The sequence below is a fragment of the Gluconobacter aidae genome (assembly GCF_009547075.1).
GTDB classification, from domain to species: Bacteria; Pseudomonadota; Alphaproteobacteria; order Acetobacterales; family Acetobacteraceae; genus Gluconobacter; species Gluconobacter aidae.
In genome coordinates this window covers 39,680-57,904 of record NZ_WIPH01000009.1, presented here as the reverse complement: position 1 = coordinate 57,904, position 18,225 = coordinate 39,680, and the positions used below count along the sequence as shown (strand labels likewise).

Genomic DNA, 18,225 nt, shown 5'->3' with positions numbered 1-18,225 from the left:
TGACGTCCCGGCCTTACCTTGTCATATGTGACACACGGTTGCAGTAATATCGCCAGTTGTTTGATCCTGCTGAACTCTGCTGCACCCCAAGGCCCGACATGAACCCGACTGAAATCTATGATGCCCTATCCCAGATCGCGGAGGCATCCTTTGACGCAGAGGAATTTCCCTTCTCGTTTGCTGAAGCAACTGATGCCTCACAGGCAGCGATATCAAAGCTTCGTAACGGGTCGACCAATAAATCTGACCTTCCGGGCGGGGTCTTGTTCGGCAAGAGATTTCATTATGCACCGGCCCCAACCGGAAAGAGCGACGCTACTCTTGAGCAGTTGAAGGCATCGAAGAAAACCAAATCCGCCAAACCCGCCATTCTACTCGCAACGGATGGTGAGATGATTGCGGCGGAACATACGGCTTCGGGCGAAACACTCCATTGCGCCTTCAAAGAGTTGGGGAATCAGTTCGGCTTCTTCCTTCCCGCTGCGGGTAAGGAGCGATATCGTGCTGTTGAGGAAAACCCGGTTGATGTGAAGGCGACTGGGAAACTCGCCAAGCTTTATGACGCGTTAATCAGAGCAAATCCCGACTGGGGAACAGATGCTCGTCGTCATGAAATGAACCAACTCATGATGCGACTGATCTTCTGTATGTTTGCCGAAGACGTCGGCATCTTTCCAGAGCATCAATTCTCCCGCCTAATTTTCACCTATGCTGACGATAAAGGTGAGGAAGCGCATAAGGCCATTATGGCAGCCTTCCGGGCGATGAACCTTCCCAAGAATGAGCGAACAGGTCTGCCCGCATGGACAGGTGAGCTGGACTACGTGAATGGCGGTCTCTTCGCTGGCACTATTGATGCACCGAAATTCGATGCTGCTGCTTTCCGCTATCTGCGTGAGGCCTGTGGGTTGGATTGGCGTGAGATCAATCCGGATATTTTCGGTTCGATGATCCAGTCTGTTGCAGATCCAAAGCAACGCTCTGAACTGGGAATGCATTACACGTCAGTGCCGAATATCATGAAGGTCATCGGGCCGCTTTTTCTCGATGATCTGGACGTGGAGATTCATAAAGGCTGGGATCGTGCTCGCGCACTTCAGCAAACACTGAGCCATATGTCGCACATCCGTGTATTTGATCCCGCCTGCGGATCGGGGAACTTCCTTGTTGTATCCTATCGAGAACTCCGGGCACGCGAGACGCGCATTATGCAGCGTCTGGAGGAGCTTGATGGCCGTAATGCCATGGGCACAAGCGAGATGTTCTCGCGCATCAAGATCGACAATTTCTACGGGATTGAAATCTCGGATTTTGCCGCTGAAACGGCAAAGCTTGCACTGTTCATCGCCGAATATCAGGCCAATGCGACTTTTAAGGCCGTTTTTGGCCGGTGCCCTGCCGCTTTACCATTGAGGGATGCTGCCCGTATTCACACTGGAAACTCGCTTCGACTTGATTGGGAAAAAATTTGCCCTCCGCCCGCCAAAGAAGAGGAAGTCTTTATTGCTGGTAATCCGCCGTTTTTAGGATCCACTTTTCAAAGTGGCGAACAGAAATCAGACTTGGCCTATGTTTTTTCTAAAGACGTGAAGACATTCGCCGCATTTGATTTTGTGGCAGCATGGTTTTTTAAAGCTAGCCGCTATGTGCGTGAATATGCTGTGCGAGCGGCATTCGTATCAACAAACTCCATATGCCAGGGGCAATCTGTTGCGGCTTTGTGGCCGCATATTCTTGGTGATGATCTGGAAATTTCTTTTGCTCACAAGGATTTCAAATGGAATAATAACGCCTCATCCAAGGCCGCTGTAATTTGTTCCATTATTGGTATTAGGAGATTTTCAAAAGAAAAAAAACGTATATTTTCTGAATCCTTGGAAAGTATTGCAGAGAATATAAATGCCTACCTTGTTGATAGTCCGCATGTCTTCGTTGATAGCATCAGGAAGCCTATGTTTGGTTTGCCTATCATGGATTATGGAAACAAGCCGGTAGAAGGCGGAGCGCTAATTCTCTCTCCAGAAGAGCGCGCCGAATTTATTATTTCGGACCCCAGATCCGAAAAATTCATTCGTAAGTTTATGGGCTCCATGGAAGTTGTAAGAGGAATTGAACGTTATTGCCTTTGGATTGCTGATGAAGATGTTATGGAAGCGAATAGTATCGCGCCCATTCGTGACCGAGTTGATGCAGTCTTCCATTACAGACGCAAAAGCGTAAAGGCTCCCACCCGTGCCTTAGCATCACAAGGACACCGTTTCGTAGAACGACGTGTTCCTAAAAATCTTTCAAGCGCCATCCTAGTCCCCAGCGTCACTTCAGAGCGCCGCCCGTATCTTCCTGTGGAATGGGTCGGAGCAGACGTCATTTCGTCAAACCTCAATCAGGTCCTCTACGACGCCCCGGAATGGTGCATCGCGCTCATTGCGTCACGTCTGCATCTTGCCTGGATCGCCACTGTCTGCGGCAAACTGAAGTCCGATTTCCGTTATTCCAACACGCTCGGCTGGAATACCTTCCCAGTCCCGAAGTTCACGGACGAGCAGTTGGAAGCCCTCTCGGCTTCGGCGCGCCGCATCCTGAAATGCCGCTATTCCCACTACCCCAAAACGATCGCGGATTTATACGATCCGGACAAAATGCCTGACGACCTTCGCGCCGTGCATAAGGAAAACGATGACTTGCTGGAGAGCATGTATATCGGCCGCCCCTTCCGCAACGACACGGAACGCCTGGAAACACTCTTCAAACTCTATGCGGCCAAGATCAAAACACTAGAAACTGCCAATAAAAAGAAAAAGGCCTGATCCATGGTCGAGATGCTCAACGTCACCTATGGCACGTCAACAGCCAAAACGAACGCATTAGGTCAACGTCCCATGCAGGCCCGGACCTATGACGCCCGGGCCGCACAGTTCCTTCTCCTCAAAGCGCCCCCAGCCGCAGGTAAAAGCCGCGCACTCATGTTTGTCGCACTGGATAAGCTGCGCCATCAGGGGCTGGAGAAAGTGATCGTTTGCGTTCCTGAAACGTCAATCGGTGGCTCTTTTCGCTCTACCGATCTGATGAGCTACGGTTTTGAAGCGAATTGGGACGTTGAGCCGCGCTGGAACCTCTGCCTGACGGGCGACGACGCGAGCAAAGAAAAGGTCAAGGCGTTCCAGGCCTTTCTGCAAAGCGACGCAAAAGTTCTGGTCTGCACCCATGCGACATTCCGCTTCGGCGTTGATGCTGTCATCGAAGCCAGTGGGATTGAAGCGTTTGACCGGTGTTTCATTGCGATAGACGAGTTCCATCATGTCTCGGCATCAGACAACAACCGTCTCGGCGTTATTCTGCGGAACCTGATTACCCGGGACGCCAGTCATATCATGGCAATGACGGGCAGCTATTTCCGTGGCGATTCAGACCCGGTTCTGCGAGAAGAAGACGAAGACCGCTTCACCAAAATTACCTACAGCTATTATGAGCAGTTAGAGAGCTACACCTTCCTCAAAGCCCTCGGCATCAATTACGAGTTTTACAAAGGAAACTACATCAACGGCCTTGAGGGCGTTCTGAACCCCAATCAAAAGACGATTATCCATATCCCGCATCGTGGCTCGTCTGAAGCGTTTGATGACAAATACAACGAGGTGGGTCGGATCCTTGATTTCTTGGGAAAACATGAAGGTCGAGACCCTGAGACTGGCTTCGATTTGGTCCGCACAGCAGAAGGACGGCTTCTGAAGATTGCTGATCTGGTGGACGATGGCCCAGAGCGCAACAACGTGAAGACTGCCCTATCCCATGAGATTAGAGGAGCGGATGGTAAGCGTGATGACGACGCTGACAGAGCCAAAGTCGATATTATCATTGCCCTTGGCATGGCTAAGGAAGGTTTCGATTGGGTGTGGTGTGAACACGCTCTCACCATAGGCTATCGCTCATCGCTGACAGAAATTGTGCAGATCATCGGTCGTGCGACGCGTGATGCCCCTGGAAAACCGCGGGCCTTATTCACCAATCTTGTTGCTGAGCCTGGAGTTGAAACAGGCGTCGTCACAGACGCTGTGAATGACATGCTCAAGGCCATCTCGGGTTCACTGCTCATGGAGCAGGTTCTCGCCCCGAACCTGAAATTTTACCGTCGCGAAGATGGAGATGTTCGTGCAGCGATTGGCACGGATGATGAAGGTAACGTCACCATCGGGATTAAAGGTCTCATGGAGCCACCCACAGACCGTGCGCGGGCGATTTGCGAAAAGGACATGAACGACCTGATGGCGACGGCCTATCAGGAAATGGATCGCCGTGTGCTGTCGCCGGAAACTGCTCCTGAAGTCGCAACGCAAATGGTTCTAACGGATATCATCGAAAGACGTTACGAGACGTTGGACACGGAAGAGGCTGAGTCCGTTCGCCAGCATCTGGCCGCGCATATGAACGTCCTGACATTGGCCCGCAAGCAAGCCGAACAGGATATTACGGGCGCGCAATCCGTGCTTGGTGCTCCACCGACCGAAGCTGCCTCCACAACAGGCGAAGCGAACGATAGTGGTGAGGAGACACGTGATAGCGCTCCGAACACTTTGCTGGCGATGGTGAAAAAATTCATCAATGTCCGGGACATTGACATTGAGCTGATTGATAGCGTCAACGTCTTTCAGGAGCGTTTCGAAGTCGCTTCCAAATCTCTGAATGCAGAGATCCTCGCGCATGTGCAATCCGCCATGGTCGCCTTGCGGGTGAATATGAGTGGAGACGAAGCACGGACTTTATGGCCGCGCATTAAAGCATTTCGCGCGACAGAAGGCCGCGAGCCCAATGTGAACTCCGCTAACACACTGGAGAAACGCATGGCCGAAGCGCTTGCCTGGCTGAAAGTCGGAAAAGCCAAGCGTCTGCGCGAGGCTGCACAATAATGGCGCGCCCCTCTCTGGATGACATCTACAGCGAACATGACGAGTACGGTCTTTTAGAGATCAAGCAACGTGGTACCCGAAGTGGAGACACCACAGATCGTGGTGTCGCGGTGTTGCTCGATGTGACCTGTTTTTTCGAGCAAAACGGACGTTTGCCAGATCCAGAGGCTCTCTCCCATGACGAGATGAAGCTGGCGATGACATGGGGAGCGGTAAAGGCTTCACCGACAGAAAAGATGAGAGCAGCCGATCGTCTGGGTCTTCTCGACGAAAAGCCAAGCGCCCCACCTCGTTCGTGGAAGGACGAAGTCCCCGAAGAGGCGATCCCGGAAAGCCTTGATGATATCTTTGATGACGACGATCTGGAGGTTGATTCTTCACGCGTCACCTTCCAACACACAACGCCCGCAAGTGAACGGGTAACCCCAGATCATCGCGCTGAGTTCATACCCTGCCGGGATTTTGAGACATTTCGTGAACGTTTTGAGGTCGTCCAGCGTGCTCTCGAGACGGGAGAGAGAAAAGCAAGGGCTGTAAAAAAATGGGCCATTATTGAGCCTATCGAAGGCGATTTTTTCATTCGTAACGGCCTGCTCGCCATGATTGCGGAGAAGTCAGAGATGACCTCACGCGGCGGTTCTCGGGATCATCGGTTGCGGATCATTTTTTCGAACGGGACAGAGAGCGACCCCTTAATGTCTTCCTTCCGGAAGTCGCTATCCGAAGACAAGACGGCGCGCACCGTGCAGAAGGTGGGTCTTGGTCCGGTTGATCCAGAATGGGAGAGTGATCAGCTTGAACTGTCTGGCACGATCTATGTCGCCCGTTCGCGTTCGGAAGATCCTGCGATCCGGGGGCAGCGGATGATTTTACACAAAATTGGTGTGACCAGTCAGGATGTCGCCCGCCGTGTGGCTGATGCGCGTAATGACCCAACATTTTTATTGGCCCCGGTGGATATCGTGGCCACCTACAGTCTCAAGAACCTGTCTCGTCATAGGGTCGAGGATCTTCTGCATCGCTTTTTTGTATCCGCACGCCCTGCCGAATTATTCGTCGTGGATCGTCTTGGAAAGAAAATCTCGCCAAAAGAGTGGTTCTATGTGCTGCCCGAGCATGTTGGACAGGCCGTTAAACTGATCGAAGACGGACAGCTCCATCTCTTCCACTACGATGTTGCGACGCAGAAAATCGTACCGAACTGAGGCGTGGAGCGATGATACGAATTCTAACGGTGCTCACCCCACGCGTACGTAAAATGCACTTTCGTGTACGTTGTATAAATCTTCACATTAAATGCCCCAGTTTCTCATCACGGTATCTGGCCGCCTGCATAGTGTCTCTCAGGCAGCTCTGGGGGGAGCGGCTGGTCCGCTTTACAGAACAAAAGCTTTGAGGCGGACATCTTCGGCAACCCTGGTGCGGTTCAATCTGCCGCCCATGCACCTGTCTAATGCTCCTTCAGAATCTCGATGATCTGATCCTGCGTGAAATGTAATCTCATCATTGCCTCTTTCCGGTTAGACAGACCTTACGCAAAAACGAGGGCAGTCCACGGGACTGGGTTAAGTAGGCTTTCTGCTCCGTTAATCCGCGATCGGGAAAAGGTACGCATCGCAGAATGCCGTATCGCTCTCGGACACAACAAAAGTGCAATCTTCGCACTTGTCATCGGCTGGGTGCCACTGCACTCCGTGCTTCCTGTATGGAGCAACCAGAGGCCCCGTTCTGGTTGCCATTATGGCAGGAGAGAGTGGTCGAAAAATCCTTTTGCGCAGTAGCTCAGCTTCAACGCCATGCTTGCGCGAGAGCCTCAGCACAACCTCTTCTGCCGGTGCTACGAGATTGCTTTGCAAGGCCGCGATGATACCATCAAAGAGAATTTTCACACATTTGGCAGGATTTTTAGGCGGGGTCGGGCAGGACAAATCGACGTGGATACCAAAGCGTCCGGGCAGCAAGCCAGTCGAGAAAAGCTCACCGTTGACTACTGCCCACCAGATATCGAAGACGCTGCGAAAGCCAGGATATGCAAAACGCAGGTGAACCATCACGTTCGCAGGTGCCTTGGGCGTATCGATTAGCGTGTATCGCAAGGTATGACTGAAGGCAGTATCCTCTCGATCCGATCTGTCGCGTCGCGCCCTGATGCCGTTGATGGCGCATTTGTTGAAGGAGGCCGTCTCGATGTTGTAAATGACTACGTTCTCAACATCGAAATAACCTTCGACGCTCGAAGAGTAGACGCCCTCGATGATCTGATCGCCACGAGGTCTGATCGTTTGCAGCGCTCCCCGAAGCGCCTTGCGAGCCTCGTCCATAACGGTGTGTCTTGAGGAATGGGGCATCCGCATTTTGCTGCGGAGCGTTACGTGGTCAGAGCCGCTTTCGAGAGCCCATATTTTTAAGCTGTCATGATCATTCAACTGGCTATCTTCCGCCTTCGGTCTGAGCCGTCCCGATATTGACGGAGACCAATCTTCGCGCGGCATGTTGCTACATCCTCTATCGAGAAAAATTATACCGCGTTCTGACGCCTGAAAAAGGCGTATCCCGCTTGTCTGCCTCGTATTCCTTGAGCAGACATGCCGCGTATTGGGGGGAAGCGGGAGGTCTCCATTGGAATGATACAAGAAAAAATCTGACATTTGTATAAGACATGCTCAAGACGGCATGCTTGCGGAAACCACACTCTAAAGTAAGAAAAGACGACTATTATAACGCCGGTTTCCATATATTGATTTAAGGTGATGACTAGATATGCTAACGCTTGACAGCTTAAAATCTTATTCATTAGGCGCCATTGAACTTGCGAAAGAATGTGCTTGCCAGTGGAAAAATGGCTACGAGGCCATGATTGTCCCTAGTAGAGGGGCGGCCCCCGTGATCGAAGCTGCAATATCTTTCCATAGAAACCATATTTTGACATCTATGACGCCTCAGTCACGACGCGAATTTTTGAAAAACACACACCATAGAACGGCGTTGCAACGAGCATATTATATGCCATTTACTGCAGACTATGGCGCAAGCGAAATTCCCGGATTAGATACCAACATCATCCGAAAATTCTGGGTAAAATGTGCGTGCGCAATAATGCGTGGAAATTTAAATGATCCGCATTACAAAATGTTTAGGTTCATGAGAGACAGAGTAATTAATATTGGAAGCCATAGTATATTTGAAAAATATATAAGGTCTGATAAAATCATATTTATAGATACAGTAGTATCAGGCAGAGCTGTTTATGAAATATTGTCCTCTTTTGAAGAGGAGGGAATGAATAATATATATTATATATTTATAGTAGATAAAAAAGGAGAGAAAATGCAATCTCCTTTCAAAGAGAAAATATTGGAATTAGAACGAAATGGCCGGGTGAAGCTAATATATATAGATGACCTTTTTACAGAGGATCAGGGACCAGCTATTAGTGGGATATGGAGTGTGGTCTGTCCGTCTCTAATGGAAGTGGCTCAACAGGACATAAAGGAATTTAATGGAGTTGCTGGTGCTGGAATATATTACCACGAAGTGATGTCGAGAAGAAAGACACCTGAAATAGAAAAGCTAAATAGAGGACTACCAGATAATACGAAAATGACTTCAGCTATATCGAAGTTAAATACCATTCTTAATTTCGGAATTTTATCCTCTTTAGACGGAAATGAAATTTTTGATATTCTTGATATATACGAGGCTCCTATACGAGAGGATCTCGACATATCAAGAATAATTTCTTCTTCAGAAATGTACTCTAATAATGCACAATTTGCGATAGAGAGTTATAATGAGCATTTAGAAAGCGTAATAGATGATCTTCCATTCAAACTATTTGACCAGAAATCAACATTATATCTAGCCGAACAGAAAATAATAAATTCGTCACCAAAGATAATAAATGTTGAGGTTTCAGGATCTCATTGCTTAAGGGCGAATATGTCTAAAGATACTTCCAGACAACTTCTTAGGGAAATATTTCCTCTCATCTGAAATTTAGATCCACTCATTTCAAGTGAATTAATTATTGGCCTTTGATTACGATTGAAAATTTACCGTGTTGAATTTTCCGAACGTCAGCTTTCTCACTAAATCTCATTATATGTTAATGTCTGATTTGTAGGCGTAAGCAGACCTACCGCTAGGCGGAGGGAAAGCTTTCACTTCGAACCCGCATAATAGTCTGCCGACTTGTAGAGAATTTTCTGGCGAGTGCGGACACACTCATACCCTCCGCCAGGTCCTTGAGGACGCATTGCCTATCACTCTCTGATAGTACGGACGGCCGTCCGAGGGTTTTCCCTTCGGACTTTGCTCGCCTGAGACCGGACTGTGTCCGCTCGATCAACAGATCCCGTTCAAACTGTGCAACAGCATTCAGAACCTGCATCGTCATTGTGCCGGACGAGCTGGTCAGATCAGCACCGCCAAGAGCGAGGCAGTAAACCTTCACTCCCATGGCTCCCAGAATTTTAACCGTGGTGCTGACATCCATCGCATCGCGACCAAGGCGATCAAGCTTGGTCACGATCAGAACATCTCCAGCTTCCAGTCGATCCATGAGGCGCGCAAAGCCGCGCCGCTGCGCGATGGACGTACTACCGGAAATTGTTTCGGTAACGACGCGACGCGGTTCAACCCGAAAACCGGCGGCTTCAATTTCCTGAATCTGGTTTTCGGTCGTCTGCCCGACTGTTGAGACGCGAACATAGGCAAAGGTGCGTGGCATGGGCTCGTTTCGTCCGAATAGGATGTCCGAAACATGCACTATGTCCGGAACACTGTAAAGGTAATTTACGGACAGATCGCTCCACCCCTGTCCGTAAACGATCGTTTTCGGACAGGAAGAACTTATGGCACCATCACATAAAATGACCTATGTTAGGAATATGACCTTAATTAAGGTCGCAACCTCAATGAGCGAGGGATCATTTACATGATTCGTGTCAATGTTATGCCGAATGGCCGACTTGTCCTGCCGGTTGGCCTGCGTAAGTCACTTGGCGTCGAAAAGGGCGGCCAGGTCATGGCAGAGATCGTGGACGGGGAGGTTCGCTTGATGACGCCCGATGCCTCGCTTGATCGGGCCAGAGCACTATTCCGAAAATATGTGCCAGCCGGCTCTTCGATTGCCGACGAAGTCATTGCTGAACGACGCGCAGAAAATACGCTGGATAACCATGACAATAAGGTGCAGCGCTGATGCCGATTTGCGTCATCGACACGTCCGCTGTTTTTGCGGACTTGAACGAAGAAACTGGCGCTGAAGAAGCTCGGCGCTGGCTGCGCGATGCCGCCATCTCCGCCATTAACCTTCAGGAAATCGTTTCTAAGGCTGTTGATAAAGGCGTCCCGGCCGAAGGAATATCCGAACTGATCGCAGCTCTGCGCCTAGACGTACGGCCTCTTGATCACAACCTGGCTCTGACGGCCGGATTAATGCGCGATGCAACCAAGCGGGTCGGTCTCAGCCACGGAGACCGCGCCTGTCTGGCATTAGCTAAAAAATTGGATCTCCCTGCGGTCACGGCAGATCGGGCATGGGCTGAAATTGCTGAAGCAATCGGCGTTGAAGTGGTTCTCATTCGATAGACTTACTGGTTGTAAATCTTGTGTAGATTTTCTGTTCCGCAGCCACCCAAACCCCGGGGGAGCTGCTAGAAAAAGCGGACCTACCGCTTACGCCCTCATTCCAGACAAGAACGTCTTACTTAACGGATCTGAAAAGCTGTCATCCGTCGTTAGGTTATAACCTTGTTTTTGCGTCAAAATAGGCGGTAATGACGATTTTGATGAAGCGCTTTTCACAGCAAATATCAGGAAGTGTTGACAGGTATCGCCCCAGTAAGAAAAAATCAAACTTACTCAGTATTTCCACTTCCCAATCTTGAGATTTAGGTAAAATATTTATGAATATAGTTCTATTTTCCACTGCGTGGGGGCCAAAACACGGTGGTATAAACTCATTCAATTACGATTTTTCCATCTCTCTATCAAATTATATAGGTGGTAATGGAAAAGTAATATGTATAGTTCCCTATTCAAGTGCCGAAGACGAGTTGGAAGCCCAATCTCATAATATATGTTTAATATCCTTAAGAATGGACAAGGCTACCGACTCGTTTCACCTCGATTGGATGTCGAATATTAAATCCGCCCTTACTGAAAGAAGACTTCTTATCGACAATATGATTTGGTGTGGGCATGATGTATTTAGTGGTGATATTGCGATTGAATCTAGAAGGTTATTTGGAGGACTTGTCGCACTAATCCATCATATGCGTTATGAATACTATGAATCGCATAAATTACGTTGCGACACGCCGGGAGACGCAAAATCCCAAGCTCAAAAAGACCTTTTCAAACGCTGTCCAGATGCATTTCTTTTTGCCATAGGTCCGTTACTAAAAAAGTCCTGTGAGGAAATTACCGGTCGCAAATGCATAGAGCTTGTTCCAGGTCTTGCGCAATTTAGAGAAAGTAATCAATTAAGCAATGATCGCCTCAAGATTATAACATTTGGCAGGATGGATCCTGGCGCAGGCAAAATCAAGCAAGGGCAACTAGCTGTTGCAGGGTTTGGTCGAGCAATGCGGCGAGCTAACGAAAATCCAGGTGTACCTGAGATATGGAGACAAAATCCCCAGCTAACTTTGGTTGGGATAGCCGAGGGCGATCTGCAGAGTGGAGCACTCGCGAAGTACGACGCAGACTTGCAGGCCAACCGTTCGACAAATGTCATTGCTGTGCCATTTGAAACGGATAGAAGCAGGTTGTTCGATCGGCTTAACGAAGCGAATCTCGCGGTGATGCCGTCACTACACGAAGGGTTCGGTTTGACTGGCTGGGAATCTATCGCCGCAGAGGTTCCTCTCATTCTAACAGAAAATAGCGGATTATATCAGCTAATTGATCAAGGTTTGAAAGGTCAAGGAAATGAATATGTTAAATCACTAGATATAAAAGGTGGTCTCGAAAATGAAGATATACATGAAGACGACATAATCCAAATTTCCGATGCTTTTTTGGAGATCGGCTCCAATCTTCCGGTGTGGAGGGAAAAAGCTAGGAACCTTAAAAGGCTCCTACTTCAGTCGAATATGGGCTGCACATGGGAGCGGACCGCACAAATATTTATGGATGCTGTGCGCCCAGAGAGTCGAGGCCGTCGTCTTGATCATATGGCACCAAACGTATGGGCTCCAAACTTTAGAAGGCCACAGCCAGCTCATCGCCATATAAGGGAGATCGAACAAAGAACTGCGGAGACCGCATTAAAGGCGCAACGGATCGTTTGGGTGACCTGCTCCCCGGGAATGGGAGAAGATGGTTTCTGTTCTGTGCTTATGGAACGAATGAGTTTGACTTTGAGGGATACTCATATTGTTGATTTTAGCGGGTGCATCGATAAAAATGACTTCCTACACAAATTCCGATCGAAACATGATTGCGAATTTTCAGAATACGTCAAATATAATTCAAACGAAGGTAGCTTTTGGTTATTTAAGGGAGTTGATACCAAATCGACAGTATCGGTTGTCGAAGAAATATCTGAAATTTTAATAGAATATAATTTGTCTTCTCATATATGCGTACTATCAAATATATTGAATATATACTTGAGTAGAGATGATGTAAAAGTTATCAAACTAAATCCTCTAGACGAGATTGATTTCAAGTTATACTTGCGAAATAATTCACAAAATCCAGATCGTTTCATAAATCCTGATAAAATTGAGGCACTCCGTAGATTTACCGATGGGATTCCAGCATATATAGATGCAGCTCTTAAAGAACTGGAATATACATCTATAACAAATCTTATAAATAATAATGAAGATAATGAATACCTAAAACCTAAAGGTATTTGCTTTGACGATATTCGATCGACCATTGTTTCAATTAAAAACTCTTCTGATTCTGATGAAAAGCGGGCATACCAATTACTCTTGGCGTTAATGGCATTTCCATTTGGAGCACAATTAGATGACATAAAGAGATTCTACGGCCCTCACGGTCTGCACGGAAGACATGCGGATATACTTCGTACCAAATCTCTAATCGACGTTAAACCAGCACTTTTTTTAGATAGCAACAAGGATGAGACTTTCGTTTATTACATTCATATACCACGCCCCATTAGAGATGTTATCAAGGAAGATGAAAATATAGACTTTAATGCTATCGACGAGAAAGCTTTGAACATTTGCCTTGGAAAGGATTGGCGTCATGGAAAGATACGCAACTCATCTTTTGCAAGAAAAATTTCCGCTCCGGCTACAGACGATATTGAACTCGAAAATTGCTCGGAATTGATATTTCGATTATTTCTATCGTCCAAATTACGCGACGACTCTCAAACATTGAGCGAGGTTGTTAGATTATCCGTCTCTTTTGCAGGTCTATTATTAGACTCTTGCAGATTCAAAAATGGAATTATTTTCTGCCAACACGCAATAAAGGAATTTACCCCGAGGGAGGAATTTCGAGTAGAACTAGCGTCCCTAAGAATTAAGCTGGCTGAATTTCTACGCATGAAAGGGCGAGATCAGGAGGCCATAGAAGAGTGCAATCTTGTAGACTTATCTACTCTGAGTAATCTGCGAAAGCAGTCGGTCATGATGACACGTGTGCTGTGCCAGCATGACCTTGGTAACATTGATAGATCATTAATCGAAGCTCGGGAAATAATCCGTATCGAAAGGAATTCGGCTAATGCCCTACATGCGCAATTTATCATTGCTAAAAATATTGAAGAGAAATCGCGACGTGTTGAAGCATTCAAGAAAATATTAAAAAAATCGAGGAAGGGAAACCACTACATTTTATCAAATAACATTCTTATAGAAATGTACGATGAGGAAGACAAAGGTCTAAAAAATGAGATCCTACAAGAAGTAATGCTGCAGAAAAATGGTGATTATTACAATTTCATGCGAGCCTTAAGCCGATATTTTCCTGAAAATGATGGTAATGATCTAGTTACAAAAAGCAATCTCATGGAAGCTTATCATTTACTTAGTAGTCAGAGACTGATGGGGTTGTTTGATCGGTATCATAAAAAACTTTGGGATATTTTCGAAGCAGGTGATGAATACGATAACCTAATACGTCTTTTTCGTCATAGTTCGCTTATTTGGCGCCTAGCAGATAAATTTGAAATAGAGAATAAGTATTTACGAATATTGGGAAATATATATAGATCAGGTTCTTTGATCCAAGAGGATTTCGACAAAGATAGTTTTTCTTATTTTCTCCTTCGTCATGAAGCAATATTATTATTGAAATGAGCTAAGGTATAAAAAATTTTTAACGGCTGTTCTGCGAATTTTCATCAATGTTCTGCTTTGGCTTGATGTCCAATATAAAGGAAACCGTCCGATCCCCCCTTTCTATACTCAGATGGCCATATACCATCATCACAAATCGGCCATTCAGCGTGAATATTACCCCTGTCGCGAAGCAGATGATTCCCGACAGGGGGGAATGCCAGTCTGGCGCGCTCGCATGTTTCCTAGACAAAATTTCCATGCCGGGTGGCGACAAACCCTGTCGGATTGGTGTAAGTGACGGAAACGGTAAAAATAGGGTTTTCCGACATGCTTATCGGCTATATGCGCGTTTCTTCCGTCGATGAGCGCCAGTCAGTGGACTTGCAGCGCGATGCTCTGGTGCAGGCGGGCGTCGATGAGCGACACATCTTCCAGGACAAGGCCTCTGGGGCACGCGATGACAGACCCGGTCTTAAAAAATGTCTCTCTTATATAAAGAGTGGTGACACACTCGTTGTCTGGAAACTGGATCGGCTGGGGCGATCTCTTCCACATCTCCTGACGATCATAGAAGATCTGAAGGCCAAATCCGTAGCCTTCCGTTCCCTGACCGAACAGATGGACACAACAACGTCTCATGGCGAGCTGATGTTTTCCTTGTTTGGCGCTTTGGCTCAATACGAACGCGCTCTGATTCATGAGCGTGTCATGGCAGGGCTTGCGGCCGCAAAACGTCGAGGCCGAATAGGCGGACGGCCTCCGTCAATCAGTCAGGAGCGTTTGGACATGGCGCTCGACTACCTCAACAAGGGTGAGAGTAAGCTCTCCGTTGCGCGACGTCTCACAATTCCACGCACAACCCTGTTGAACACTCTTGAGCGGATTGGCTGGCAACCACGCTCAGAGAGTGAGGAAAGCGACGGTGATGTTGACGAGCGTACCGCAGAAAACAATGAGAAGAAGCCTCTCAACCGCCGCAGACGACAGGCCTGATGGAGATGGGCTAGACCGCAGATATTTCACCCGTGCATATCCGGCCAAGATCAGACTGATCCCAACAATCCCGGATACCATGGCCACACGGTAGGACATTGCCGTCATTGCTGGCGTGGAAATCTGGCTTCTCCTTTAAGGTGTGTCCGCAATGGACACACCAGTAAGTCACATTCCCAGAGCACGACGATAGATGTCCAGAAGGGTTTCCTGTTCCTCAACCTGGGCAGGCTCCATTTTCCGAAGCTTCAGGATCTGCTTAATGATCTTGACGTCGAACCCGGCCGACTTGGCTTCGCTGAAGATGTCCTTGATATCTCCAGCCAACGCCTTTCGTTCTTCTTCCAGGCGTTCAACCCGCTCAATGATGGATCTCAGGCGATCCGCTGCAATTCCTCCGGTCTGAACGGTGGTTTCAGCAGATGCTGTGTCCTGTTCTTCATGTGCCAACATACAGTTCTCCTTTCACTCGCCCATTCTGCAGGCTCAATCTGCGACTGATGCCTCAATGGTAGGTTCGGTCGGTCGAAAGATCCGAGGCCAGCCCATAGAGGGTCCGGTCCAGAGCAAGCGTTCCGTCCAGGTGGCGTTCGATCATGGCCCGAAGCAGGCCACCAGCGGACCGCACTTTCCCTTTTCGGGACTTCGCGGAAATCACACAGACGGCGACGGCGGCCTCGTATCGGCCCATGACGCTGCACGCCTGACGCCAGGCATGAGAGGAAATTCCCAGAGAACCTGTCAGCATCTCGACGGCCTCGATCAGCTCGGCCTCATGTGGGCGACTGCTGGAGCAGAGATCGCGCAGATCCGGGACGAGCTGAAGAAGGAAGTTCGGTCCGGCCTTAAAGCCCCGAAGCGGTGAGGCCTTGAAACGGGAGGCACTGTCAGACCCAACTACTTCTTCCTCTATGCCAACGCCGGCGCAGCCGGCTCCGCTTACAGTAACTTTAGTTATAGTATTTGGGTTTGTATCAGTATTATGGGGCCCATCAGTGCGCCCCATGGGGTCCATTTCCACAGGGTCTGCCCCTGCAATCATGGCCTCCAGACGCTCGACCAAAGCCTCCATCTGCTCAACCAGCGGCGACAGGATGTCCAGGTCGTGGTCATTGCCACGCAGCGCCAGGAGCTGATGCCCGTTCTGCTGGATGCTCATGACCGTCGGCCTGTCAGCCGTCGTCTCCAGGGCCGTGGCACAAAGGGCCGTAATGCGGCGACCTAAGACCATGGCTCTCTTATGCAGACGCTTCCCTTCGCGTTCCCGCTCTCTGAAGGCCTCAACGCGTTGGAGCATTTCGTCGTAGCGCCGAGACAGCGGCGACAGATCGAACCCGTATCCCTCCAGGATCGCACCATTGCGGCCGTCGCGCCTTAACCAGCGCTGCTGATTCGGACTATCGCGCATGATAATCCAGCCCAATTCGCTGAGGCCGCGAAGCCAGCGCTTGACCGTGGATCTCTCGATCCCGAACCGCTCGCAGATGTCGCGATTGCGCACAGAGCAGATGGTAAGATTGTCATCTTCCCAATCCACCGGCTTGGTGCGGCTGATCAGAAAGCCCAGCAGATCGGACTGGCGCGGCTGAAGGCCAAGCGCCCGGGGCTCCGTATGCAACGCGCTGAGGATCTGGGCCTTGGTGGCACCGCTGCGGGGCAGGGCCTCACACTGCATTTCAGCCAGGATCATGGCCGGGGTAATGCGTCTCACCCCGGCCTGATGGGGGTCATGCGAAAGCGAATAGGTCATGGAAAACTTCTCAGGATTTCGGGATTTCCGAAGCCCTGCTCTCTAACCCTTCAAACAAGCCCCTCCCGTTTGCAAGAAACTCTTGCATTCGAAGCTGAAATGTAGGATTGAAAATTCAGCCGTGAAATTTCAATCCAGTTCAATCGGTTTGGCGACCGATGGGACTACGTTCTAGGGCCTCGTGAAAGCGGGGCCTTAAACGTATCTGGGCTCTGGCTAACTCACTCAAACAATTCCTTCTTCAAGCCCAAATAGGCGATTTGCCTTTATGCTTCTCCTGTAGCGAGAAAGAAAGGCCCTTTTAAGAGTCTCCCGGCCGCTGAAACATCGCCACAAGGATCTGCGACTTTCATCTGTAACATGAGTCTATTCCACGCTCGCAAGGGAGTGATGAGAACAAAAGCGGCCTTCCGTAATTTTTTTTCACAATTCGTTAAGGAAACCTTTTTTCTTTGCGTCCGCCCGTGCTAGAGCGAAAAGGAAGAGAGAGCAGATAAAGTCCATAAAGAGACTGTATCCAGAACTCTGGTACGATCTGGCCTTGGGTTCGTCTAGTAGTTGTAAAGGTGTCGGATGGGTTCGGTTGTAAGGCAAGAGAGTAATCAGTCAGGTTCTCTAATTAATAGCTTCGATGCATTATCCTTTTGCGCTCGAACACAATCTTGTGTTGATAGCGTTATTCACACTCTCGCCATTATGTCTGGAATGACCTTTACCTCGTCTACTTTGATAAACGACTACGTTAGTCAAGTCGAAGAGTGTGAGCGCCATGTGAGTAAGCTCAAAAATCTGGATTGTGTCGATACCGTATTTCTCAAACTCAAAGGCGAATGTCTGAAGAAATTCAGTGCGTTTGAATCTGGTAGGGCCGGAGAGCTCTGCGTCGCTCATAAAGAATCAATCTTCGATTTCAAAGCTTGAGCTGCGTTTCTCGTCTTAGTCGCAGATGAGCGTGCCAGTCTTCGTGACATCGAAACGGAGACTGGTCAATGAAACTGCATTTCCTCCCTGTAATCACCCTTTTTGCTTTGGCGGCCTGCTCAGGCAACGTCTCGGCCGATCATGGCCATGGTCCCAAGCCACCTCCACTTAAACATGCTCGCTACGAGCCAGGGGCGGCTTACGGGTCATCCAGAGCCGTCTGGGCACCCCCCGTCTTTGATCGGCAAGGTCATATCGTAAAGGTGGAAGATCCCCGCAATTCGGGAGGCCGTGAAGACTATGAGCACGCGGCCTGGGCCGTCGGTGGCCCCAACAACAACTCCACACACCCGCCCGGAACCTTCTAAAAGAAAAGCGGCCCTCT

General features: G+C 48.9%; 13 protein-coding genes. 9 read left to right on the top strand and 4 right to left on the bottom strand.

Annotation, left to right across the window (positions count from 1 at the left end; translation table 11 throughout):
* Positions 1-98: 98 nt before the first annotated feature.
* From GFJ39_RS06075 to GFJ39_RS06065, 3 genes are read left to right on the top strand one after another with little or no spacing between them, the layout of a single operon-like run.
* A complete protein-coding gene (locus GFJ39_RS06075) occupies positions 99-2,807 on the top strand; it encodes a class I SAM-dependent DNA methyltransferase (RefSeq protein ID WP_153430499.1) in 2,709 nt (902 codons plus the stop codon).
* A 3-nt stretch (positions 2,808-2,810) separates the two neighbouring features.
* Positions 2,811-4,904: a DEAD/DEAH box helicase gene (locus GFJ39_RS06070; protein ID WP_153430498.1), complete on the top strand. Its 2,094-nt coding sequence runs from the start codon at positions 2,811-2,813 to the stop codon at positions 4,902-4,904.
* A complete protein-coding gene (locus tag GFJ39_RS06065; RefSeq protein WP_153430497.1) occupies positions 4,904-6,109 on the top strand; it encodes a GIY-YIG nuclease family protein in 1,206 nt (401 codons plus the stop codon). Before GFJ39_RS06070 ends, GFJ39_RS06065 begins: the two co-directional genes overlap by 1 nt.
* A gap of 381 nt (positions 6,110-6,490) precedes the next feature.
* Here the strand turns inward: GFJ39_RS06065 and GFJ39_RS06060 are convergent, their stop codons facing one another.
* Entirely contained in the window at positions 6,491-7,396 is a 906-nt protein-coding gene (locus GFJ39_RS06060; protein ID WP_153430496.1) for a hypothetical protein, read from the bottom strand.
* Between the two features lie 268 nt (positions 7,397-7,664).
* On the opposite strand from GFJ39_RS06060, the gene GFJ39_RS06055 reads away from it, so the two are divergent.
* Complete coding sequence (locus tag GFJ39_RS06055; protein ID WP_153430495.1) at positions 7,665-8,897, top strand: hypothetical protein; 1,233 nt, start codon at positions 7,665-7,667, stop codon at positions 8,895-8,897.
* 148 nt (positions 8,898-9,045) lie between these two features.
* On the opposite strand, the gene GFJ39_RS06050 is transcribed toward GFJ39_RS06055, so the two are convergent.
* Positions 9,046-9,633 (bottom strand): recombinase family protein, encoded by a 588-nt coding sequence (locus GFJ39_RS06050; protein ID WP_153430494.1) that lies wholly within the window; start codon positions 9,631-9,633, stop codon positions 9,046-9,048.
* Positions 9,634-9,840: 207 nt separating this feature from the next.
* Here GFJ39_RS06050 and GFJ39_RS06045 point away from each other — a divergent pair, with 207 nt between their 5' ends.
* From GFJ39_RS06045 to GFJ39_RS06030, 4 genes are all read left to right on the top strand, one after another.
* Positions 9,841-10,107, top strand: coding sequence for an AbrB/MazE/SpoVT family DNA-binding domain-containing protein (locus GFJ39_RS06045; RefSeq protein ID WP_153430493.1), 267 nt, complete (start codon positions 9,841-9,843; stop codon positions 10,105-10,107).
* The gene (locus tag GFJ39_RS06040) at positions 10,107-10,496 is read left to right on the top strand and encodes a PIN domain-containing protein (protein ID WP_148620579.1); all 390 of its coding nucleotides are present in this window, start codon (positions 10,107-10,109) and stop codon (positions 10,494-10,496) included. Before GFJ39_RS06045 ends, GFJ39_RS06040 begins: the two co-directional genes overlap by 1 nt.
* 317 nt (positions 10,497-10,813) lie before the next feature.
* Complete coding sequence (locus GFJ39_RS06035) at positions 10,814-14,194, top strand: glycosyltransferase (protein ID WP_153430492.1); 3,381 nt, start codon at positions 10,814-10,816, stop codon at positions 14,192-14,194.
* A gap of 276 nt (positions 14,195-14,470) precedes the next feature.
* Entirely contained in the window at positions 14,471-15,169 is a 699-nt protein-coding gene (locus GFJ39_RS06030) for a recombinase family protein (RefSeq protein ID WP_457851930.1), read from the top strand.
* A gap of 168 nt (positions 15,170-15,337) precedes the next feature.
* Here GFJ39_RS06030 and GFJ39_RS06025 read toward each other — a convergent pair whose 3' ends face one another.
* Together GFJ39_RS06025 and repC are read right to left on the bottom strand one after the other, a co-directional pair.
* On the bottom strand, positions 15,338-15,622 hold the full coding sequence (locus GFJ39_RS06025) for a DUF2312 domain-containing protein (protein WP_061490889.1): 285 nt from the start codon (positions 15,620-15,622) through the stop codon (positions 15,338-15,340).
* 52 nt (positions 15,623-15,674) lie between these two features.
* Entirely contained in the window at positions 15,675-16,919 is a 1,245-nt protein-coding gene (gene repC / locus GFJ39_RS06020; protein WP_153430491.1) for a plasmid replication protein RepC, read from the bottom strand.
* Between the two features lie 989 nt (positions 16,920-17,908).
* Here repC and GFJ39_RS06015 point away from each other — a divergent pair.
* Entirely contained in the window at positions 17,909-18,208 is a 300-nt protein-coding gene (locus GFJ39_RS06015; RefSeq protein ID WP_153430490.1) for a hypothetical protein, read from the top strand.
* Positions 18,209-18,225 lie beyond the last annotated feature (17 nt).